The organism is Priestia sp. VA7, from assembly GCF_055710015.1.
The window spans coordinates 108,631-132,242 of sequence record NZ_JBVQPN010000004.1; the positions used below are offsets into that span (position 1 = coordinate 108,631).

Consider the following 23,612-nt stretch of genomic DNA (forward strand, 5'->3'; position numbering starts at 1 on the left):
CCTATCTACTAACTATTCCATAAGTTATGACGATAAGATACACAATCACAGTAATGATAAGAATCAGACTAAATGCAAAACGTTTTTTAAAAAAAGACAAGAGCATAATCGTGTTTTTAAAATCCATCATAGGCCCATATAGTAGAAAGGCAAGAAGAGCTGTAGGAGAAAATGTATGGGAAAAAGATGAAGCAACAAAAGCATCTGCTTCTGAACAAAGTGACAGTACATAAGCAAATCCCATCATAACGGCAGAAGACGTATAGTCATTGCTTGCAAGGTTCGTTAATAGTTGTCTATCTAAAAAGGTTTGAAATAGACTTGCTACGAGTGCACCAAATAATAAGTATTTGCCCATGTCGAAAAATTCATCACCGGCATGATATAACGTTTGTTTTAATTTGTTGCCTACGTTTGCTTCTTCATGTTCGTGAACGTGTACATGTCGTAGCTGATTTGAATTTTTAAAAAAGAAATAAACGGATAAACCAATTAACAGACAAGCCACAGCAGCCAGGCCCATACGACTGTAGACGATGGACATATTTGACTGGAATGCATAAAAAGTAGCAGCAAAGACAACGGGATTTAAAATGGGTGCTCCAACTAGAATGACAATGCCGATGTGCAGAGGCATTCCTTTTCTTAATAAACGCCTTACAACGGGAATAATGGCACATTCACAAACCGGTAAAAGGGCACTTACCAGAACAGCTGGCAAAAGAGCTATATACGGATTTTGTGGGATCAGACTTTGGATGAATTTTTCTGAAATAAATACTTGAATAAGGGCAGATGCAAATACTCCAAGCAAGATAAAGGGGATAGCTTCAAGTACAATGCTTAAAAAAATGGAGTTTACATTTAATAAAGATGCTGGAATGGCTAAATCATTTGTATTTATATCAACAAAGAAAAAACAGTAACCAAAAAGCATTAGTAATAGCACACCAATTAGGTCTTTACTTAACTGTGATAGAGTTGTCATAATCTATCGTTTCACCTCCAATTACTAGAACTATATGATAGAGTTTGAACAAGTTATGCACCTAATAAAAAAGAGTTAATATAAAAAAATTATTTAAAAGATAAAAACCTCGAAAATAATGATTATATCCCCTTATAAAAACGTAATGATTACGATTTGATATATATTATGTAAAAATTATAAGATATAGAACTGAGAAAAATTAATACATTTAATTTTTCCATTTCTTATCTTAGCATCATTGAATTTAGCACTAGAATATAGTGAGAGTGGATATATGAATTATTTGTGTGGTGGAATCTTCCTGTTTGTTGGCCTATTTCTAATCAATGTTTTGTTTTCTTATCAAAATAAGCATATTGATCCAGCTTTTGAAACTACATTAAAATACCAAATTTATGCTTTCCCGTTATTTTTAATCGCTAATATGTTAATTGGATATGGAATTAAATTTGGGTTTAAAGCTGTTCATAACTTAACATTTGTTTTACTGACATCGAAAGGGATGGAAGTAATAATTGCCGTATTAATGGGTTACCTTTTCTTTAAAGAAGCTCCTACGTGGAAAACCTTACTAGAAATTTTTATTATGGTTATAGGGGTAGTTATTTCTAAAATGAAGTAGGGAGGGTGACAATTCAGTATAAACTAATTAAAAAGAAAGAGGCATTATAAAAAATCAATAAAATATTCTTTACCTATTAAATAAAGAGACTTTAAACATCTAAAGTAAAGAAAAAGAATGAAAGAATAACACCTTTCATTCTTTTTTATATAGATTAATTCTTTTTATAAAAAATATATCTATCATTATCCTAAAACAGAGATAATTTTATTGCTTACTTGCGCGTAATAAAATTTACATTATTTTAATACTTATATTGTTATAAAATATATAAGTTGGTAAAATAAAGAAAAATGATTGGTGGTATCTAAATATTGATGAGCATTAAAGAGAAGATACTGATGAAGTATGTAGAAAGAAAACTACATAAATTACAAATTGATCTTGTGCATTTTATTCCAGGAAGAATTAGACTTCGTTCAACTGTTTGGAAAGAGAATGAAAAACTAGTTGAATTAATTATTTTAAATTTGAAGTCTCAAGTTCTTGTCTATGACGCAGTATTTACACCAGATACCGGGAGTTTACTTATTACATATAAAGCTTCCCATATGACAAATAACAAAGAACTTGAAGAGTGGTTTCAACTTATTGAACAAATATATCAAGAAGAATATAGATCTTAAGGAAAGGGAGGTATAAGCATGCTTCCTACTGTAATTGGTTTAGGTGCTTCTTTTATTGCTCCAAAAATTATGTCTCAATTCCGTGATCAAAAAATAAAAGTATTGCATGCGATGCCGGGGCGACTGCGTATACAATGTGACAGTTGGAAACACCGTATCATTGCACATGCTCTAACGGAAGAAGTAAAAAAACATCCTCTTATTTTAACATCGGAGGCTTCAGAACTAACCGGAAGTTTGCTGCTTCAATTTGTTGTACCTCATATTAACCAGGAAGAGCTAGATGAACTGATGAGTTATATCGTACAAATAGCAGCTAACGCCATTTTAAACAAAGATGCTACATTGATGAATGGCATGACTAACACACTTGGATTTATAGATAAAGGGATTAAAAAGCAAACCAATGGCTTTGCTGACTTTGATAGTTTATTTGTTCTATTTTTATTAGGAAAAGGAATTCAGACATTTGGAAGTGCGCCTGCTTTCTCTGCAAGCTTACTTTATTGGTCATACAACATCATTAAGGATAAGGGGGAAAAGAATAGGTGATGATGTTCGGGGTAAAGGTAGCTCATTCTCTCCCTGGAAGAACCCGATTTTATATACCTAAACAGCTAGAAACAAGCCATATTGAAACTTGGTTACGCTCTTTTCCAGGGGTATATTCTGCAAGCTATAATCAAGTAACCGGAAGTCTACTCATTTATCATCATATTACTCTCTCTTTATACAGTCTAAAATCATTCATCCATAAATATAAACATAGACTCAAGCAAGCAGCATGTTCATGGAAAAAGGCTATACCTATCATAGCTTGTGGAACTATTTTTTTAGTTAACTGGTACCTTCAGCGTTCTTCATATCCTGCTATAGTAAAAGCACTTTCCTATTGGCTTAGCACCTTTACTGCTATTAGTACTTCCTATGAGGTAATTAAAGATGGTGTTGTTCATGTCCTAAAAGCACGAAAAGGGAATGCTAATACATTAACAGCTGCTTCTATATTCGCTTCTTTGTATATGAAGAATCCAGGATCGGCTTTAATTATCACTTTGATGTCTACTATTAGTGAGCTATTAACAGACTATACGTCTGAACAAACCAAGCATTATATTCACTCCGTCCTAAAATTAGATGTCTCATATGCCTGGAGAGTAAAGGAAAAGGGCGTTGAAGAAAAGGTTTTAGTCGAGGATATTCAAGTTGGTGATAAGGTTGTAGTTTTTACTGGAGAAAAAATTCCCGTGGATGGAATCATAATAGAGGGGAACGGCACAGCAGATGAAGCTTCAATTACTGGGGAGTATATGCCACGAGAGGTAAGTGGTGGAGATAATGTGTACGCTGGAAGTGTTTTGCAGAGTGGACATGTTACTGTAACAGTTGAAAAAGTAGGAGAAGATACATCCCTCTCTAAAATTGTGAAACTGTTGGAGGAAGCACAAGATAAACGCGCTCCTATTCAAAATATAGCCGATACAGTAGCTGAAAAAATGGTGCCTGTTTCTTTCGGATTAGCACTTCTTACATTTTTCTTCACTCGAAACCTTAACAGAGCGATGAGTATGTTAGTTATTGATTTTATTTGCGGAATTAAATTATCAACGGCTACAGCTTTATACGCATCCATTGGACGTGCTGCAAAAGAAGGGGCTATTGTTAAAGGCAGTGATCATATTGAAAAGATGTCTAAATTAAATACAGTTATTCTTGATAAGACCGGAACGATTACAGAAGGAACGCCTGTGGTTCAGCAAGTAATTGCTGCTGAAGGCTTTAATCAAGAAGATGTCATTCGTTTAGCTGCAGCAGCTGAGAAAAATTCTACCCATCCTATTGCTGATGCAATTATGAAGCAAGCGAAAGATTGGAACATTTTAATTCCTATTAGAGACAATAATGCTCAGGTAGAAACAACGGTAGGAAAAGGAATTTCCACTTGGCTAAATGGTAAAAGAGTTGTTGTTGGAAGTTTGCGCTTTATGAATGAATTAAAAGTTAAAACAACCAACTTACTTCAACAAATGCAAAACGACGAAAATGTGATTTATGTAGCTTATGATCAAACACTTGTAGGAGTAGTTAGCATTTTTGACAAAATACGTTCTGGTATGCACCGCGCAGTGAACAATCTTCGACATCAAGGTATCAACGACATCATTATGCTTACTGGAGACAAGAGAACGGTTGCAAGAGAGATGGCGCGTCGCTTAAAACTAAACTGGTATCATGCAGAGGCTTTGCCAGATGATAAAGCCTTTTATGTAAAGAAGTATGGGAGAACAGGAGCTGTCATGATGGTAGGTGACGGCATTAACGATGCACCAGCTTTAGCTCATGCTCATGTAGGTGTAACGATGGGTGCTAAACGAACAGACATTGCTTCAGAAGCCAGTGACGTTATTATTACGTCTGATAACCCAGTAATGCTTTCTGAGTTAGTTGGACTATCTAAAAAGACCATGAACATTATTAGACAGAACTTTATTGCCACGTTTGCTATTAATGGTATTGCAATTTTATTCGGTGCTTTAGGTATCTTCTCTCCAATTGTGGGAGCAGCTATTCATAATGCGGCCACTATTGGTGTAGTAATAAATAGTGCAAGAATTTTATGGTTAGGGAGGGAAACTAATGAATCCCAAATTCTACGTTCTGCATGATATACCAGGTCGTATTCGATTTCATATCCCAGCATTGAGAGATAAGAAAAATCATGTGGAAATAGAGCATATGTTTTCTGCTTTAAAAGGTATAACGAGTGTGAGAATAGAACCCACCATTCAAACCATGCTTATTCACTATGATGTTTCACAACTTTCTCGCAATACCATTTTTCGTTATGTATCTATCTTTTTTCAGCAAACGCGTTTAGATCCATTAGATGATATTATGATTCAAATGGATCCTGCTACACGAAATGATTGGCTACGTACATTGTTTTCTGGGGGATTACTTCTACTGGCAGGTATTCGAAAATCATCTTTTTATAAACCAGATGCACTCGTATATGGAGCAGTAGTTGCAACAGGCTATACGGTCTTATCCCATGGTACGAGCAATAAAATGAGGCACCCAGATATTTTAACTGGAATTGTTACGATGTTATCTCTAGGGCCATCAAATATGCTATATGTAGCGATGATTACATGGATTGTAAATGTGTTGGAATTGTTACATGAAAAGCAGAAAGTGCAATCACATAAGTTATCTACAATTACGTAAGATATTCATTCATACCTTTTGTATGAATTGATATAAAAAACTTAGGATTATGGGGGAGTTTTATAATGATTAATCGCGATTTTCTAATGGGGTTTGTATCAGGAACAGTGGTAGGCGCAGTAGGCTACCGTTTATATGAACAGAATGGTGGGCAATTACAACGTTTGGTTCAACCTAAACAGGCATATGGTGGACAACAAACTATTTCATCTTATCAACCTTCTATGGAAGAGCTTCAGGCACAGAAAGAGCGTCTAGAAGATATGATTGCTGAATTACAAGTAAAATAATGATAAAAAGAGTGAGAGGTAGTTCCAGGCTACCTCTCACTCTTTTTATTCATAATGAGGGAATCATTTTTAAATGATGAAACGTTTATTTACCGTACACTAAAAAGTTTCCTATGGTAAACTCTTGTTATTATTATATTCTGCAATTTGAAAATTATCAATAATTATAGAGGGGAATGTTCTAATTTTACAAATGAGCAGAAAGAGTAATTTACTTTTTATTTAAACCTATTACAAGGTGTTAAAGGGATTGAAGTGTTTATACATATTTCTCTTCCCAAAATGGTAATTATTTAAATGAAGAATAAATAAAGAAAAGCTTTCTTTTAAACAAAGAGGGCTTTTAAGTTTAACTTTGTGGAAATAAAAATGTTTGTCTAAACTTTCGTGCAGAATATTTCTTTCCATCCTTCATAACTCTAAAGGGTTCTTCTTTCCATGTTACAACTACTTCGATCTTTTTTGAGTCAACCGAAATAGGTTGATTTTGATGATGGAAGAAATTCTGGGAATCAGGGATTTTAAATGTGATTAATTCACTTTTAGTATTTGTATTTGGCTCGTCTCTATAGATTTCTACTGTAGCATCATAAACCTGTGCACCTAAGTTTCTCACATCGATACTATAGGTATTAAACATATCATTATCCTTCAAGTTTTTAACATCAGGTTTGTCTATCATTACTTTCCAATGTTCTGATGATTGAGATGTGGGAAGCTTTTCTGGTGTATAAGCGTAAGTATTAACAGAACCAAAAATGATGGAACACAAACAACTACCAACAAGTAAGATATGTGCTTTCTTCATTGTAGAACCCTCCAATTTAAAAGATAATAGTATTATCCTTCCAATTAGAGTTAATATACGTGATTCTTATTGTGCTAAACGGGCTAATGAACACGAATTCTATTGAACTTGATCCCTGAATCCGATACGATTAAGCTGATTGGTGTTATATACTTGGTGTAGTTAGGAATTCGGATGATACTCGATAAATCCAATCCATCCTTTCAAGCTGTGACCGATACACTTAATATACGAAAGATATAATAGAAAAAAGACCGATGGAGGAGCAAAACAAGCTCTATGAAAGGTGTAAAGAATAGAGAGGATAATCATGGAAATATACGAGAATCAGGTTTTTACAAAAACAAATCGTCTAGTTTTAAGAAGATTTAGGGTGAGTGATACAAAATACTTTCACTCATACCGTTCTAATCCAAAAGTTGCTATGTTTCAATCATGGGAGAATTATCAATATTCCGAAGCACAATCGTTTGTTAACGACCAAATAAGAAATATACCCAATCAACCAGGAACTTGGTTTCAATTTGCGATTGCTCTAGCTGAGAATAACCAGCTTATTGGAGACTGTGCGCTTCACACACCTTTACATGAACCTCGCATCGTAGAAATTGGATTTACTCTTTCTCCAGAATATCAGGGGAATGGATATGCAAGCGAAGCAGCCTCAGGTTTATTACATTATATATTTCATTCATTAGGAAAACACAAAGTAACTGCTTTCTCCGACGTTCGAAATCAAAAGTCTATTGCTGTCCTAGAGCGTGTAAACATGAGACAGGAAGGACATTTATTACAAAATTATATGTCAAAAGGACAATGGGTTGATGAGTATCAATATTCAATACTGGAGTCTGAATGGAAGTCCCAACAAATTGATCGAATAGATAAGAAAAGCAGAGGTTGATTTGCTCTTCTTCGTGAGAATTCTTACTAAGGTACAGTATTATAAGGATTTGTGCTCCATTATGTCGCCTAGATCTGTAGCAAACGAACTAGGCTTCTTTTTCACATCCAACATAAGTATACGTAATAGAATATTCTTAAACAGCTTAAAAAGTAAAAACCCAACCTCTGAATCCTAAAGGTTGGGTTTTCTGTTGCAAAAATTTCATGTGGAAAGCTAATGAGCTTCTTGAGTAGTATGCTCCTATTATTGTTTTTTATCTTCATTTTTTCCCATTAGTTTAATTCCATTTTAGGAAGTTCTTCCATTACATCTATACGAAGGGGTGAAATGAATTCTAGGATATTTCCATCAGGATTTTCAAAGTATATTGCAGTACGAGCCTGATGATTATTCGGTAAGATTAAGGGTTGACGATCTGGAGCAAATCCTCAAGCTTTTATATACCTCCTTCTACGACCTAAGACGTAGCTAAAATTGCTTCTTCAGCGGCTATTTGAATATTTAAAGTTTCTCTATACTTAAATACATATAAAAATGGTTGGAGTGAAAAGCATGACGGAAACAATATTGAGCCTTGTAGAAGAATATACCCCTATTTTTAAAAATCATGGGCTCTCTGTAAAAGTAAATATTCCTGATGATGCTGTCTTTATGTCCATAGATATTGAAAAAATGATTCGCGGTTTTGATAATTTACTTTCGAATGAATAAAAAACGGTCTAGCAAAGTGGCAGGGTCGGGAATTGGCCTTTCCATTGCCAAATGAATTGTCGAACTTCATCAAGGCGAAATATGGGCGGAAAGAGAGCAAAACAAGATAATGATGTATGTTGCGTTGCCTTTGCACCAAGATATAAAGGAGAAAGAGAGCATTTATGAAAATTTATGAACTAATTAGACTAGCATTAGAAATTATGTTTACGCCTATTTCTGATGATGTCCTAATGTTGACTCAAGTCGGTATCTGGGCTTCTAAGGATATCAACCCTTATATAGTGTGGATATCGTCTTGGATTACACTCTTTATAGCTTTTCTATGGTTCTTTCTAGTAGGAAGATTCTTTAGGCAGGTGCCTCTAATTGAAAATTGGATGGCGAAAAAATGGTTACAAAAAGCTGAGAAGCTACTTGACCATTTTGGGGCTTGGGCGATTATGCTAGCTTTTTTTGTACCTGGAGTTCGACATCCTATTCATTATATATCCGGAATGCTGAAGTTTCCGTTAAAAAAATACTTGCTAGCTAACTTTTTAGCATCTTCCCTATACTCAGGCGGTTGGACTTTTATGGTTTATAAGTTTAACCAAAAAATTAAGATTAAATTAGTGTTGACTTGGCTACATCAACACTTGTCTATTGTTGTACTACTGCTAGTCGCTATTCTTTTTTTATGCTTCATTTTCTACAAGGTGAAAAGAAATAAAAATGAGTCGTGACATTGTTTCTGCTTCATATTGCTCATGAAAAGACTTGTTTTATAAAAGGGCTAAGTGATACGGGAATTATTTAATTAAAGGAGCCATGTGATGTGAAATTGATACAACAAATTTTCTTTTCAATTTCTTTATTTTTATTAATATTCAGCATGGTATTAGCGATTTGGGAATTTATAAATTTATTATTACATATTAAAAGCAACTTACACTAACCATTAATTGGGCTTAAGTAGCTACTTGATCGTAAAAGGCCGCATACGACAAAAAGAGATTTTAATCAGAACTCTAATTTTGGAAGGGTTCTTTTTTACGCTAGAATTCACATTATGTTGACTAGATATGTATGTGGTATTCATGTTATTAAATAAGCTTATAAGGATTACAATGTTTGGGATACAAACGAACAGATCAGTTTGGATTTAAATAATATCGATACAATATTGAACTTACCCACTCTATAAAAATAAAATAGGAGCAGTTTAACATTACCAACCTAAACTGTTCCTGACAATCCATATATATATCTTCAAAAAGATCTGAAGGGACTTGTAATGTTTACAGAGTATGAAGAATAAAAACAATATAAAAGGCAAGCCTAAGAAAAATAAACTTAGGAGACTATAAATGGGAACAATTAAACCAATTAAGATAGGCTTAAAAAAATCAAATCCTGATAGAAAATTGACGGCTCCAGAAATGGGAAAACTCTGGGCAACCTATATGGGTAATAGCATGTGTAATTGTATTTTAAATTATTTTCTACAACATGTTGAAGATCAAGGCATAAAAAAGCTAGTAGAACATGCGAAAAGATTAACCGAAGAATTTCAAAGTAGCGTCAAAGAGATATTTATCAAAGAAAATATACCTATTCCACATGGCTTTACAGAGGAAGACGTTAATCTAGGTGCTCCAAGATTATTTGCAGATGAATTTTATGTATATTATTTAAAGTATGCAGCAAAAGCAGGACTTAGCATTTATAGTATCGCTATACCTTTAGTGTATAGAGAAGATGTACGCAATTTCTTAACTTACTGTATGAACTCGACCATGGAATTAATGGAAGAAATTAAAACCATTTTAATGGATAAAAGCCTTATTATTGCCCCACCCATTATTCCAGCTCCAGAACAAGTAAAAATTGCCAGTACTGATTATTTGAGTGGTTTTGTTGGAGATGTTCGTCCTCTACATGCGTTAGAAATTGCTCATTTATACGATAATATTGAAAATAACGTAACAAGCAAAGCTTTAATCATGGCTTTTAGTCAAGTTGCCAAAAGCCAAAAAGTTAGGGGCATATTTGTAAAAGGAAAAGACCTTACGCATAAAGCAGTTGAACATTACATAGAAAAACTTCATCGTGAGAACTTACCTGCTCCAGAATTTATTGACCATCTAGTCACAACTTCAACTTTCGCACCTTTTTCGGATAAACTAATGCTGTTTCATAAGGTCGATATGTTTTCCATGAAAATAAGAGCATTTGGGAATTCACTAGCTGTAAATGGAAGGCATGATTTAGCGTTACTTTATGGGAGATCTTTAATGAATATAGCAAATTTTGTTAAGGATGCATCAAATATTATGATGGAAAATGGATGGATGGAAATTCCACCAGAGGCTGTAGATAGAGAAAATTTAGCTTCAAAATAATATTAGTGAAAATAACAAAAACCCCTTATGGAAGGTTGTTTTGCATGTAATTTCCGATAAGCCGTTTTATGTTAACCACGATTGTCTATTCTTTGCACTTTTGTACTAGTGATTAATCTATTGGAGCGATAATTATCAACATAACACTTTTTTTCCTGTGATAGCATTAACTTGAGTAAATTTATAAATGAAATAGGGAGAGGTTAGAATGAAAATTCGTTCAGTAGAGGGAGCAGATTATTACGTAATATCTCCATTAATTAATGAGTGGTGGAAGGGTAGACAAATGTCTGATATGTTGCCAAAACTATTTTTTGATCATTTTCAAAATACAAGTTTTATTGCTGAAGAAGAAGGTAAAATTAGAGGGTTTCTAATTGGTTTCTTATCTCAATCCCATATGAATGAAGCATATATTCATTTTGTCGGAGTTCATCCAGAATATAGAGGAAAGAAGATTGGAAAACAGTTATATAGTCATTTTTTTGATATTATTAAACAAAATAGACGAAATACTATTCGATGTGTAACGTCTCCTGTTAATAAAACCTCAATTGCTTATCATACAAATATGGGATTTAAGATTGAACAAGGCGATAAGAATTTAGACAATGTATCTTTACATACTAACTATGATGGAGTTAATCAGGATCGGGTTCTATTTGTAAAACATTTAGTTTAATTTAAGGTTAATTAATAACTAAAATAACTACGAAGAATCTATATAAGATTCTTCGTAGTTATTAGTATGATTTTATATTTCTTATTTACTTACAGATTTATTTGTTTTTAGAGCTATTTTGGATAGATATGAACCTAAACCGAGAGCAATTCCAGCTCCCAGACAACTACAGATACATCCAATTAAAAGATAGACAGATGGATTAGATTCGCCAATAGCAACAGAAGCAACTCCTGCTATAGCTGGAAAAAGAGCGACCATATATCCACTTTTGGCCCCACCAATTCTTTCGACAAGCTTTAGATAAAATAGCCATGCACCAAAAGAGGCGATAATTGTTAAGTAAAGTAAACCTGACCAATAGGAAGTCGATGTTGGGAAACTAATTTCCTGACCTTGAAAGATTACAACTCCACCTAATAATAAGCCACCTACTGTAAAGCCTATCGCATTTGCATATAGTGGGTTTACTTTTTTCGTTGCGTTCCTTGCTGAGGCAGCATCCCCAAGGGCTGTAATAACAGTCCCTAAAAAGGCAATCATCATTCCTTTTAAATCAGCTAACCCATGAATGTCTCCCATACTTGGATAGAGCAAAATACAGACACCTGCAACGCCTAATAGTCCACCAAGTAAGATACGTGGATGAAAGCTTTCTTTTAGAAAGATACGTAGGGCAATAGGAGTTAGAATAACTTTTAAAGAAAAGATTAATGTAACCATGGCTGCTGAACTTAGAATGGTTGCATAGTAGAGGCATAGGTAACTTAACATAAAGTTACAAATACTAAATATGAGAATGAAGGGAACATCCTTCTTTTGAGGTATACCTTTAGGGCGTAAGAAAGCACCTAGAATAATAAATAGGACAGCTGTAATAAGAAGACGATAAGTTAAAGATAATTCCAGACTTACAGGGGTGCCTTGAATTTTTACAGCAATAAAATTCAACCCCCATGCAAACAGGCAAAATATGTACATGAAATTTGTCATGCTACAAGCTCCCTCTCAGTTGATTTTACTAACAAAATGAATCATCTAAATATTACCATATCAAACTTGGTGATTTTCATTTAGAGAGAAATTGATACACAAAATTCATATATTATAAATATTTAGAGTGCCCATAATATGATATTAGTTAAGTAAATAGTAAAGTATTTCGTTAGAATGATTAGTTTTACCATTTACTCTAATTGACGACAAATAAAGTATTTGCCCCCCACTAAACGTAAAAGGTAAAACTTTAATTTATAAAAAAGAAGATTGAGGAATTCCTTCTATAAATGAAGAGAGTTCAAAAAAGCATACGCCTTTAGTTGCCATAATGTCTCTTAAAGGAATCAGACAAAAGAATCTACACCGGAGGCCTCTAACAAGGATCCTTTTGCTTGTGTATGAAATTTTTCGCATCCTAATTTCTTAAACTTTCTGAGACAACCAAGCTCGAGATCTTTGGGAAAAGATAGCTATTTTAATCACTCTAAATTAAGAATAAATTGCTTCAGGTCTTTAAGAGAAAACTTTTTCCTTTGTAAATGTTATAAATTTATTTAAGTAGTTCCATCTTCTAAGAGCTTAACAGGAAGATAGGTTTCAAGTTCTATATTGGTAAATTCGCCTTCAATCTCTTTAGATAAAATGTCTATTGCTACTTTTGCAATAGACTGAATAGGCTGTTGTATGGTCGTTAGTTCTGGTAGTATAGCCTTTACTGTTTCTGTTCCGTCGTAACCAATCACTTTTAATTGAGTCGGTATATCTTTCCCTCTTTTTCTAGCTTCTGTTATGACAGCAGCCGCAATTAGATCATCACTTGCAAAAATACCGTCTACTTCTGGATGGTCATCAAAAAGCTTAGCAATTACCTCCTCACGACTCTTTTGAGGAGAGACTTCATATGTAATTGGTGATTTCCCGTATCCCTTCATAACATCCTCATACGCTTTTCTTCTTAAGTTTGCCGGCGTTTCCAGATCGAGTGGGCCATTAATATGAATGATATTTTCACACTGTTTCTTTATTAACAACTCTGTAGCTTTTTTTCCTCCATCATAATTATCGGATCCTACAACAGGAATCTTTTCAGATAAATAATGATCAATCGCTACGATGGGTAAATTTTGTTTATGATAATCTAGGACTCCTCGGTTGTATGTTACAACAATGACCCCATCTACCTGGTTTCGTATAAGCATTTCTAAGTATTTTTCCTCTTTATCCATACGGTTTAAACTGTTACAAAGCAATAATTTATAACCTAGCGATGTACAAACACTTTCAATATGAAAGGCAAGTTCACCGAAAAATGGGTTACTTGAATTGGGTATAATCAATCCTATTAAATTTGTTTTTTTATGAAATAAGGAACGCGCTAAATCGTTTGGAAAATAATTAATTTCCTCCATTGCTTTATAAACCTTATCTTTTGTTTTTTCACTTATGTACCCTCGATTATTTAAGACACGTGAAACGGTTGTGGATGAAACTCCTGCAACTTTTGCTACGTCATGGATATTAGGTTTCATTTTATTTCCTCCTACCCCACTAAATACCACTTTTTAATATTATATTAGGATTTTTTTCTTTGTTATTTAAATAAGCTTTTATATTTTTAATTACATAATAAATTTTTTATTTAGGTTAAGGAAATAGCTTATTAAACATTAGATAAATACTTTATAACGATTAACATTAATTCCTCCTTTGACAGCTTTATAATTTCCAGATTAATAAAACTCCTGTGTTTTGAAATAGTTTATTGTGAGGAATGTTTTTATTAATTAAAGTTTACTTGGTACGGACTTATTGTAGAAAATATCTCTAACATGTGCAAGAATTAGAGGTTAATTACTATTGGCTTATATCGAACGAACATTAACATTTATTATGAACGAGATATTGATAATGCATATATTCTAATATATTATACCTTCGTTTTAAGGATAGAAACGAAAAGTTTGATATTTCAAAAAAAAAAAATGTCAACCGATTGACATATGTAAACGGTTGACATAAAATACTCCTTGAAAGCGCTTTTATATATTTGTTGTGAATAAGGAGAAATAAGGGGGACTGGAACGTATGAAGAAATGGTTTTTAGTAGGTATATCTTTATTACTAATTCTTGCTATAGCAGGTTGTAGTAAGGGGAAAAGCGTAAACAGTGACGGCAAACAAATGATTACAATGTGGGTACACGTATCAGATGATAGTGAAGAAGGTAAGGTGTATAAAAAACGAGTTGATGCTTTTAACAAGAAGTATGCATCTAAAAATGTTAAAGCTAAAATCGAATTTATTCCACGTAGTGGGAACGGTGGAGGGTATGAAGATAAAGTAAACGCAGCGTTGACAACGGATACATTACCAGATGTTATTACATTGGATGGGCCAAATACGGCTGCTTACGCAAAATCTGGAATCATTGCTCCACTAGATGATTACGTGAAAGAACAAGATGATTTACTACCGAGTATCAAGCAACAAGGAACATACAAAGACAAATTGTATGCGATTGGTGCGAGTGAATCATCCGTGGGAATTTACTACAATAAAAAAATGCTACAAGACGCAGGCGTTGATTTAAATACGTTACCGACAGTTGATAATCCTTGGACATGGGATCAATTCATGGCTCTTTGTAAAACGTTGAAAGAAAAATATAATAAACCGGCTATCGATATGCAATTACAATCAAAAGATGAAATGTTAACGTATGCACTAACGCCATTTGTATGGTCTGCAGGCGGAGAAATTCTCTCAAAAGATGGTACCAAAGCAGAAGGTGTGTTTAATAAAAAGCCTAGTGTTGAAGCCATGACTTTTATTCAAACGATGCTAAAAGAAGGTTATACAACGCGTACTCCAGTCAAACAAGCTTTTGAAACAGAAAAGTATCCAATGAAGTTTAGTGGTGTATGGACAGTAACGGATATGGAAACAAACTTTCAAAAAGTTGACTATGGTGTGATGCCTTATCCTGTATCACCAAAAACAAAAAAACTAGTTTCACCTTCAGGAAGTTGGCAGTTTGCAATGACACAGAAATCTGAAAATAAAGAATGGTCTGCTAAACTAGTAGATTGGATGACAAATAAAGATTCGAATTTAGAATTAAGTCGTACAATTGCAGCACTACCAGTTCGTTACTCTTCTGAAAAAGTACTTACAAAAGAATTTTCGGATCAAATGAATGTGTTTATGAAGCAATTAAAGGAATCAGGACACGCTCGACCAGTAACACCAGCATATCCACAAGTAACACGTGCTTTCCAACAAACAATTGATGATATCAGTTTCTATGATCAAAACAAAAACATTAAAAAAGTCTTAGATACACGTGCTACAGAAATGCAAGCAGCTATCGATAAATCTAATCGATAAAAGCAGCTAGAAGGAGGTATTATGATTAAAAGTGGATTAAAAGGAAATAAGACTCTTTACACATTTCCAAGAACAGAAAAAAACATCAAAAATAAAATTAAATGGAAAGAAAATGTAGTAGCTTATACATTTTTAGGACCAGCATTATTGCTTTTATTGCTGTTTCTTATTATCCCAGCTGTTATGTCTGTCTACTATGCATTTACGGATTATTATCTTTTAACACCTGATATGCGCAAATTTGTAGGAATAGACAACTTTATCAATTTATTTCAAGATTCTATTTTTTTAAAAAGCTTGGCAAATACACTGGAATTTGTCGTTTGGGTAATTCCTTTACAAATAGGGGCAGCTCTTGGGCTGGCCCTCCTATTAAACAAACAACGGAAAGCTAACACATTTTTTAAAGTAGCTTACTTTAGTCCTGTGGTAATGTCGCTCGTTGTTATCTCAGTTCTTTGGCTGTATCTGTTAAATCCAAATGAAGGAATTATAAACAATGTACTCACTTATTTTGGTATATCAGCTCAACCGTTCTTAACGAGCCCTAAACAGGCTATGTTTACAATTGTTTTTGTGTCAGCATGGCAGGGGGCTGGCTTTCAAATGTTAATTTTCCTAGCAGGTTTGCAAAATATACCCGGAGACGTCTATGAAGCTGCACAGCTAGATGGAATGAATAAATGGCAACGCTTTATTTATATTACGTTACCATTATTAAAGCCAACTTCTATTTTTATATTTATTACGACATTAATTGGTGCGTTTAAATTATTAGTCCAACCAATGGTTATGACACAAGGTGGGCCAGTAAACTCCACGATGACAGTTGTGTATTACATTTATCAAACTGGCTTTACGGATCGAATGGTCGGATATGCTAGTTCAATTGCTCTTCTATTTGGAACAATTATTGGATTAGTTACGCTAGCGCAACGGAAATTAGTGAAGGAGGAAGATGAATAATGCGACGAAAATTCGGGCCTTTAACAATTCTAGAATACATTTGTTTAGTTTTGCTGGCAGTATTATTTATATTCCCATTGTTTTGGATGATTGCGTCCTCAATGAAACCTGAAGCAGAAGTTTATAATAATATGAACAGTATTAAGGCTTTCCTACCTTCCTTTCATCCGTCAGATTGGTTTATATCTTATAAGCAAGTTCTGTCACGTTTTCATTTACTTGGTTATATAATAAACAGCTTGTTTTATGGTTTATGTGTAGCTGCAGGTTCTGTCATTATCAATGGGATGGCAGGTTATGCGTTCGCTAAATTGAATTTTAATGGAAAAAGAGTGCTGTTTGGTCTTTTATTGGCGCTTTTAATCGTACCACTTGAAACAATCTTAATCTCACAATTTACTATAGTTCACAAGCTGGGATTAGTAGACACTCGTCTCGCCGTAATCCTTCCTGCCTTAGCAGGGGCATTCAATATCTATCTATTCCGGAACTTTTTTATGGCTATTCCAGCAGAGATTATTGAATCAGCCAAATTGGATGGGGCAAATACGTGGCAAATATTCTTGAGAATTATGCTCCCGATGTCTAAACCGGCTGTTGCTACAGTTGGAACTTTAGCCTTTATCGGAAGTTGGAATGATTATATTTGGCCTTTAATGGTTTTAACAGACAAGTCAAAATTTCCGATTCAAGTAGCAATAACAGCCATCAATAGTACGGAGCCAGTTTACACGAATCAAGTTATGGCTGTTTTAACAATATCCACCATTCCATTAATTCTTATTTATATAGTGGCTCAGCGTTATATTTTAGAAGGGATTGGTGGTTCAGGAACAGGTATTAAATAAGGAAAATTAGATTATTGCTTCGAAAACAATACCTATCTATGGGTAATTTTTAAAATAAATGTCAACCGGTTGACATAAAAGCATTGACTTATGAAACCGGTTGACCTAAAATCAATGTGAAAGTGCTTTCAGTTTTTGTTTCAAAGATTCTATATATCTAGTTAAAGGAGCAACAAACATGAAAAGTTCAAAAGTTCTCTATTGGAAGTTAAGTGCTTATTTTTTCTTCTTCTTTTTTACTTGGTCTTCTAGCGCCTCTTTATTTCCTATTTGGTTAAAACAAGAATTAAATTTAAGTGGATCAGCCACAGGTTTGATTTTCTCTGTAAACGCTATATTCGCATTGTGTATACAGCCTGTATATGGTTATATCTCTGACAAAATAGGCCTAAAGAAAAATATATTATCTTTTATTAGTTTACTGCTTGTATTTGTAGGACCATTTTATATTTATATATATGGACCACTATTAAAATATAATGTGATTTTAGGTGCAGCTGTGGGAGCTATTTATTTAGGCATTGGTATTTCTGCAGGTATTGGCGCTATTGAAACCTATGTTGAAAAAGTTAGCCGCAAATACGATTTTGAATACGGAAAGTCTAGAATGTGGGGTTCTTTAGGTTGGGCGTCAGCAACCTTCTTTGCAGGTCAGCTATTTAACATTAACCCAAATATCAACTTTTGGGTGGCATCTGTTTCAGCAATTATCTTAGTTGGAATTATTTTATCAGTGAAAATAGAAGTTACAAACTATGAATTAGAAAAAGCTGAATCCGTTAAATTAAAGGATGTTGGACAACTTTTTCTTTTAAAGAAATTTTGGTTTTTGATGATGTATGTGATTGGAGTAACGTGTGTATATAGTGTGTACGATCAACAATTTCCAATTTACTACACATCTTTATTCGCTACTGAAGCCACAGGGAACCAGGTGTTTGGATATTTAAGTTCTTTTCAAGTATTTTTAGAGGCTGGAATGATGTTTATTGCACCTTTCATTGTAAATAAAATTGGAGCCAAAAATGGACTATTATTAGCCGGTCTTCTAATGGCACTTCGTATTATTGGTTCGGGGCTTGTAGTAGGGCCAATTGGTATTTCTTCAATGAAATTAATACATGCATTAGAATTACCTATTATGTTGATTGCTATTTTTAAATATTTTGCAGCTAACTTCGATACAAGACTATCTTCTGTTTTATATTTAGTTGGATTTCAGGCTGCCTCTCAAATAGGTGCATCCCTGTTATCACCTTTTGCAGGTAAATTATACGACATGATAGGTTTCCGTCATACTTACCTTATTCTAGGCACAATGGTCCTATGTTTTACGATTATTTCAATGTTTACTTTATTAAGTTCTAATAAAAGCAAAGGTTTAGAAGGAGATATAAAGGACATAAAACAAGTTATATAAGGAGATGTTAGAATGTTCACAATAAACAAACTTCAGCAAGCGCAAGAAGCATTGGATACTGCAAGAGAAGGAGTAAATAACCGTTATCGGTTAGGTTATCATATTATGGCACCTGCCAACTGGATCAATGATCCAAATGGCTTGGTACAGTATAAAGGAGAATATCATGTATTTTATCAACATCATCCTTACGATGAAAACTGGGGTCCAATGCACTGGGGACATGTAAAGAGTAAAGATCTTGTACATTGGGAACACTTGCCTATCGCTTTAGCTCCTGGTGATGCTTGTGATACTAACGGGTGTTTCTCGGGAAGCGCTGTAGATAATGATGGTGAATTAACGTTGATCTATACAGGTCATCACTATGTGGACAAAGAAAAAGATTTATTTTATCAAAATCAAAATCTTGCTGTTAGTACCGATGGTTTAACATTTCATAAGATAGCAGAAAATCCAGTAATCCCTAAACCGCCTACGGATAGTAGTCATCATTTCCGAGATCCTAAAGTATGGAAGCACAAAGATAGTTGGTATATGGTAGTAGGAAATTCGACGAAGGAGAATGTGGGCAGAGTAATTTTATATCGTTCTCCAGATTTACGTAAGTGGTCATACATTGGTGTATTGGCACAAGGAAACGAAAAGCTCGGATTTATGTGGGAATGTCCAGATTTCTTCGAATTAGATGGAAAATATGTTCTCATGATTTCTCCACAAGGGATTAAAAAAGATGGGGACTTATACAACAATCTATTCCAAACGGGATATTTAATTGGAGATTACAATTACGAAACAAACGAGTTTATGCACGGATCATTTAATGAGTTAGACAATGGACATGATTTTTATGCAGTTCAAACGTTATTAGATGAAAAAGGACGTCGAATTGCTATTGGTTGGATGGATATGTGGGAATCAGATATGCCGACAAAAGAAGATGGATGGTGTGGGGCCCTTACATTGCCACGTGAAGTTACATTAGGAGAGAATGATAAAGTTCTAATGAATCCTGTGGAAGAATTAAACTTATTACGTGAGGTTGAACATAACACACTTACCAATGTGATTTCTAATAGCCATTTAATAGAAACAAACGATGATTTACTTGAAATAAAAGCTGTGTTTGACTTAACTAATTGTAACGCTCAGTCTGTTGGAATAAGAATTCGTGGAGTTAACCAGGAAGAGACTGTATTAACGTATCACTTGGACAAACAAACACTAAAACTCGATTGTTCTAAGTCTGGTAAAGCTGAAGATGGTGTGAGAAATACCATTCTTAGAGCAAATCAAGAGCTTTCCTTACGCATATTCATTGATCGATCTTCTATTGAAGTATTTGCAAATGAAGGACAAGCAACTATGACAAGTCGTATTTATCCATCTGAAGATAGATTAGGCATTGAAGTGTTTGCAGATGGCGAGGATGTAAGAGTTAAGGAGTTAACATATTGGAAGTTAAAGGATATCTGGAAATAAATTATGAATGAACAAGTGTTTGTACACTTGTTCATTGTTTTGGGGTGAGGATGTTGAAAAAAGTTTTTTGTATTGGTGAAACATTAATTGATTTTATTCCTGTTCAAAAAGAAAAGTCTTTAAAAGAAGTTACTAGTTTTGAACGCGTAGCTGGGGGAGCTCCTATGAACGTTGCAATTGCGATTGCAAAATACGGGGGGAATTCTGTAATGCTAACGAAAATAGCTAATGATAGCTTTGGTGATTATTTAGTAGATGTGCTTGAAGGAAATGGAGTAGATACTTCCTACATTATTCGATGTAATGAAGGAGAGACCGGTTTGGCATTCGTATCTGTAGATAAATTGGGTGATAGAGACTTCAGTTTTTATAGAAAGAATTCAGCTGACTTATTACTTTTACCAAACGAAGTGAAAGTAGAGTGGTTTGATAAGGGAGACCTTCTTCATTTTTGTTCTGTAGATTTAGTCGAAAGTCCAATGAAACAAACTCATGTAAAAGTAATAGATAGTTTTCAAAAAATAGGGGGAATTGTCAGTTTTGATCCCAATGTTCGTCTTCCCTTATGGCCTGATAAAGAAAGCTGTCGCCAAACAATTCTAGACTTTTTACCTTTAGCAGATATCGTGAAAGTATCGGATGAAGAACTATTTTTTATAACTAACATTAGAGAAGAAAGAGAAGCTATTAACTCCCTTTTTGTTGGCAATGTAAAAGTAGTAGTTTATACAAAAGGAAAAGATGGAGCCATTATTTATTTGAAAAATGGAGAACAATTTGAGGATAAAGGATTTAAAATAACTGTCTCAGATACAACCGGAGCAGGTGATGCATTTATAGGTGGTTTTTTATCTGAATTGCTTTCAATTGATATATCTAGTGACAATCTATGTCAAAAAGTGAGTGAACACCATCAACAATTGCTTACCTTTGCTAATGCAAGTGGGGCACTTACTGCCTCAGTAAAAGGAGCGATTCACGCAGCACCTGGAAAACAACATATAATGAATTTTATTGCTACTCAAAGAGGCAGATTAGTTTAAGAAAATATGTATCTATAATTGGGAATTAGTTTGGAATTCACAATATAAGTAGGGGTTAAAAGAAAGGGTTTAAATAATGAGGACTGAAAAAGAAAAGATGTTAGGTGGAGAAATGTATAATCCTGCAGACCCACAATTAAGAAAGGATCGAGAACATGCTAGAAGGCAGGTTAGAATATATAATGAAACTTTAGAGAGTGAAGGTAATAAGCGTATTAAATTATTAAAAGATTTATTCGGTTCTACTGGGGAAAACGTATACGTTGAACCAAATATTAGAGTTGACTATGGCTATAACATATTTGTTGGCGAAAACTTTTTTGCAAACTTTGATTGTGTCATCCTAGACATTTGTGAAGTGAGATTTGGAGATAATTGTTTACTTGGCCCGGGTGTACATATCTATACAGCAACTCATCCAATTGATCCAAATGAACGGAATTCAGGAAAGGAATACGCAAAACCAATTATTTTTGGAGACAATGTATGGGTTGGTGGAAGTTCAGTGATAAATCCAGGAGTGACGATAGGAAACAATGTTGTTATTGCATCTGGATCAGTAGTGACTAAAGATGTACCTAACAATGTAGTGGTGGGAGGAAATCCAGCGAAAATCATTAAAAGAATTGAGAATTAAGTTTATAAGGCTATTTCACTAAATTTTAGTAACAGTACGTTAAATGAGATCTGAATTTCTAACTTATTAGTTAATTGGTGATTAAATTGAATATATGGATGGGGAAAAAACCCTTCTATAAAAGTAAAAGGGTTTAAACATGCAGATATTGTTTTTTTAACTAGATTTTCTTAATTACTTTACATGAATTTCCTACAGCAGGCATTAGAGGGATGTCTTTTGTAACTACGCTTCCCAACTAAGCAATATTCTATATTTTATTACAGAATGCTGCTTATTTTGTGACTAATGTTTCATTAAGACTACACCATATGTCATTTTATATACATGAGTGTATCAAAGGTTATGAGCCATCATTCTCATGGTATACTATCGATTAACGACAAAACATTGTATATGCAGCATGTTTTGTTTATTTTCTGCTTTGGAGGGACAATTTCATTGCGTATTGTTCCTCCTTTTTATTTTATACAAAAAACATTGTGGAATACAATTAATAACATAGGTTTAATAACCAAATATATGAGCAAACTATTCAAGAAGCTTATTAGCTTTCTACCCAAAAGTTTCATAAAGGAAAAACCTACCTTTGTTGCGACAGGTAGGTTTTTCTATTTTTAAGCTGTATATCGTATACATATATAGTTACCATACTGGGATTTGTGGAAAATAAAAAAGATGTTTCTATTTGCTAAGAAACATCTTTTTATTGATGGAAATCTAGATCTAATAGTTAACAATCCGTTTGTTTAGACTTATGAAGTGGTGGAGGAACTAACCAGCCCTTTTCTTTGTTAAGTCGTAAAAACTTTCCACCAAGAGCTACTTTTTGCATGTGAATTTGTGCAAACATGGCAGCAATATCTTCACGAATGGATTGGCCGATCAATTGGCTACAAGCAACTAGACCAGCAGCTATATCCGTTGAGATAGCTGCAGCGACTTCTGGATCTTGAACACGTGCACCTACTGGAATATCATCTAAGCAGGCTTCTGGACGTTCAGGTGGAGTTGGAGGTAAAGCCACACCATTCTCTTTTAATAGAGTCTCTACACCTTTCATTTCTTGCTGGCATTGTTCAATTGTGTCCTGAACTAACTTATGTAGCTCCTTGTCTCCTACATGATTTAGAAATGTTTGATAACCAGCTACTAACCCTTTGGAAGCAGAGAGAAACGACCATGCTCCAAACACCTCACCATAATGCATGGGTTCATCTGTAGGATTTCCACTTAAAATACCCATTGTTATCCTCCTTAACGTATTCATAATAATGTGCAACCTTTCTCACTATGCACATGCTTAACTTCTCCATACCTTGTTTTATTATTCTTATATATACAAAAGGTAGTTTTATGAAGGAATACTATTCACTATTTTAGGTAAACTAATCAAGATGCATAGACGGGTATCGACCACAATACCCTTGTTATAAAGAGAGCTGCCTTCTTGGGCAGTTTTTTTATTTTGGTTTATATATGCTTTTTTATTCGGCCTTTTGCCTATGATAATAGAAAGTCTCCATAATAAAAGGAAGAAGGGATACCCATTCTTCCTTCAGCCATCATTATAAAGTTGTC

Annotated in this window: 23 protein-coding genes; 18 read left to right on the forward strand and 5 right to left on the reverse strand. The window is 34.1% G+C overall.

Annotation, left to right across the window (positions count from 1 at the left end):
• Position 1 precedes the first annotated feature (1 nt).
• Positions 2-988, reverse strand: coding sequence for a permease (locus AC0C45_RS18425; RefSeq protein ID WP_047933078.1), 987 nt, complete (start codon positions 986-988; stop codon positions 2-4).
• Positions 989-1,265: 277 nt separating this feature from the next.
• Between AC0C45_RS18425 and AC0C45_RS18430 the strand changes: the two genes are divergently transcribed.
• The 6 genes from AC0C45_RS18430 to AC0C45_RS18455 all read left to right on the forward strand — a co-directional run bounded on the left by AC0C45_RS18430 (position 1,266) and on the right by AC0C45_RS18455 (position 5,757).
• Positions 1,266-1,613 (forward strand): hypothetical protein, encoded by a 348-nt coding sequence (locus tag AC0C45_RS18430; RefSeq protein WP_016766219.1) that lies wholly within the window; start codon positions 1,266-1,268, stop codon positions 1,611-1,613.
• A gap of 341 nt (positions 1,614-1,954) precedes the next feature.
• The gene (locus AC0C45_RS18435; protein ID WP_016766220.1) at positions 1,955-2,239 is read left to right on the forward strand and encodes an HMA2 domain-containing protein; all 285 of its coding nucleotides are present in this window, start codon (positions 1,955-1,957) and stop codon (positions 2,237-2,239) included.
• Positions 2,240-2,257: 18 nt separating this feature from the next.
• A complete protein-coding gene (locus tag AC0C45_RS18440) occupies positions 2,258-2,791 on the forward strand; it encodes an HMA2 domain-containing protein (RefSeq protein WP_047933083.1) in 534 nt (177 codons plus the stop codon).
• Positions 2,791-4,905: a heavy metal translocating P-type ATPase gene (locus tag AC0C45_RS18445; RefSeq protein ID WP_253948241.1), complete on the forward strand. Its 2,115-nt coding sequence runs from the start codon at positions 2,791-2,793 to the stop codon at positions 4,903-4,905. Before AC0C45_RS18440 ends, AC0C45_RS18445 begins: the two co-directional genes overlap by 1 nt.
• Positions 4,877-5,467: an HMA2 domain-containing protein gene (locus AC0C45_RS18450; protein WP_016766223.1), complete on the forward strand. Its 591-nt coding sequence runs from the start codon at positions 4,877-4,879 to the stop codon at positions 5,465-5,467. Before AC0C45_RS18445 ends, AC0C45_RS18450 begins: the two co-directional genes overlap by 29 nt.
• 65 nt (positions 5,468-5,532) lie before the next feature.
• A complete protein-coding gene (locus AC0C45_RS18455; protein WP_011106165.1) occupies positions 5,533-5,757 on the forward strand; it encodes a hypothetical protein in 225 nt (74 codons plus the stop codon).
• A 349-nt stretch (positions 5,758-6,106) separates the two neighbouring features.
• Here the strand turns inward: AC0C45_RS18455 and AC0C45_RS18460 are convergent, their stop codons facing one another.
• Positions 6,107-6,565, reverse strand: coding sequence for a hypothetical protein (locus AC0C45_RS18460; RefSeq protein ID WP_016766224.1), 459 nt, complete (start codon positions 6,563-6,565; stop codon positions 6,107-6,109).
• Between the two features lie 310 nt (positions 6,566-6,875).
• On the opposite strand from AC0C45_RS18460, the gene AC0C45_RS18465 reads away from it, so the two are divergent.
• From AC0C45_RS18465 to AC0C45_RS18485, 5 genes are all read left to right on the forward strand, one after another.
• Positions 6,876-7,469, forward strand: coding sequence for a GNAT family N-acetyltransferase (locus AC0C45_RS18465; protein WP_257064380.1), 594 nt, complete (start codon positions 6,876-6,878; stop codon positions 7,467-7,469).
• A gap of 555 nt (positions 7,470-8,024) precedes the next feature.
• Complete coding sequence (locus AC0C45_RS18470; protein WP_237893865.1) at positions 8,025-8,183, forward strand: hypothetical protein; 159 nt, start codon at positions 8,025-8,027, stop codon at positions 8,181-8,183.
• 164 nt (positions 8,184-8,347) lie between these two features.
• Positions 8,348-8,908 (forward strand): DedA family protein, encoded by a 561-nt coding sequence (locus AC0C45_RS18475; RefSeq protein ID WP_047933087.1) that lies wholly within the window; start codon positions 8,348-8,350, stop codon positions 8,906-8,908.
• A 624-nt stretch (positions 8,909-9,532) separates the two neighbouring features.
• Positions 9,533-10,567 (forward strand): DUF3231 family protein, encoded by a 1,035-nt coding sequence (locus AC0C45_RS18480; RefSeq protein WP_047933088.1) that lies wholly within the window; start codon positions 9,533-9,535, stop codon positions 10,565-10,567.
• A gap of 208 nt (positions 10,568-10,775) precedes the next feature.
• Positions 10,776-11,249, forward strand: a complete 474-nt coding sequence (locus AC0C45_RS18485; protein WP_237893866.1) for a GNAT family N-acetyltransferase — start codon at positions 10,776-10,778, stop codon at positions 11,247-11,249.
• 81 nt (positions 11,250-11,330) lie between these two features.
• On the opposite strand, the gene AC0C45_RS18490 is transcribed toward AC0C45_RS18485, so the two are convergent.
• A complete protein-coding gene (locus AC0C45_RS18490; protein ID WP_237893867.1) occupies positions 11,331-12,242 on the reverse strand; it encodes a DMT family transporter in 912 nt (303 codons plus the stop codon).
• 560 nt (positions 12,243-12,802) lie between these two features.
• Positions 12,803-13,777, reverse strand: coding sequence for a LacI family DNA-binding transcriptional regulator (locus AC0C45_RS18495; RefSeq protein ID WP_257064377.1), 975 nt, complete (start codon positions 13,775-13,777; stop codon positions 12,803-12,805).
• A gap of 556 nt (positions 13,778-14,333) precedes the next feature.
• Here AC0C45_RS18495 and AC0C45_RS18500 point away from each other — a divergent pair.
• From AC0C45_RS18500 to AC0C45_RS18530, 7 genes are all read left to right on the forward strand, one after another.
• Positions 14,334-15,635, forward strand: a complete 1,302-nt coding sequence (locus AC0C45_RS18500) for an ABC transporter substrate-binding protein (RefSeq protein ID WP_257064375.1) — start codon at positions 14,334-14,336, stop codon at positions 15,633-15,635.
• A 21-nt stretch (positions 15,636-15,656) separates the two neighbouring features.
• Positions 15,657-16,601, forward strand: a complete 945-nt coding sequence (locus tag AC0C45_RS18505) for a carbohydrate ABC transporter permease (RefSeq protein ID WP_237893870.1) — start codon at positions 15,657-15,659, stop codon at positions 16,599-16,601.
• The gene (locus AC0C45_RS18510; protein ID WP_221782535.1) at positions 16,601-17,449 is read left to right on the forward strand and encodes a carbohydrate ABC transporter permease; all 849 of its coding nucleotides are present in this window, start codon (positions 16,601-16,603) and stop codon (positions 17,447-17,449) included. The genes AC0C45_RS18505 and AC0C45_RS18510 overlap by 1 nt, the downstream gene beginning before the upstream one ends.
• Before the next feature lie 178 nt (positions 17,450-17,627).
• Positions 17,628-18,869, forward strand: coding sequence for an MFS transporter (locus tag AC0C45_RS18515; protein WP_237893871.1), 1,242 nt, complete (start codon positions 17,628-17,630; stop codon positions 18,867-18,869).
• Positions 18,870-18,890: 21 nt separating this feature from the next.
• Complete coding sequence (locus tag AC0C45_RS18520) at positions 18,891-20,351, forward strand: glycoside hydrolase family 32 protein (RefSeq protein ID WP_257064439.1); 1,461 nt, start codon at positions 18,891-18,893, stop codon at positions 20,349-20,351.
• A gap of 53 nt (positions 20,352-20,404) precedes the next feature.
• Entirely contained in the window at positions 20,405-21,394 is a 990-nt protein-coding gene (locus AC0C45_RS18525; RefSeq protein ID WP_237894136.1) for a carbohydrate kinase family protein, read from the forward strand.
• Between the two features lie 76 nt (positions 21,395-21,470).
• Positions 21,471-22,031, forward strand: coding sequence for a maltose acetyltransferase domain-containing protein (locus tag AC0C45_RS18530; protein WP_237893872.1), 561 nt, complete (start codon positions 21,471-21,473; stop codon positions 22,029-22,031).
• Between the two features lie 733 nt (positions 22,032-22,764).
• Here AC0C45_RS18530 and AC0C45_RS18535 read toward each other — a convergent pair.
• Positions 22,765-23,277, reverse strand: a complete 513-nt coding sequence (locus AC0C45_RS18535; RefSeq protein WP_047933094.1) for a DUF3231 family protein — start codon at positions 23,275-23,277, stop codon at positions 22,765-22,767.
• Between the last annotated feature and the right edge of the window lie 335 nt (positions 23,278-23,612).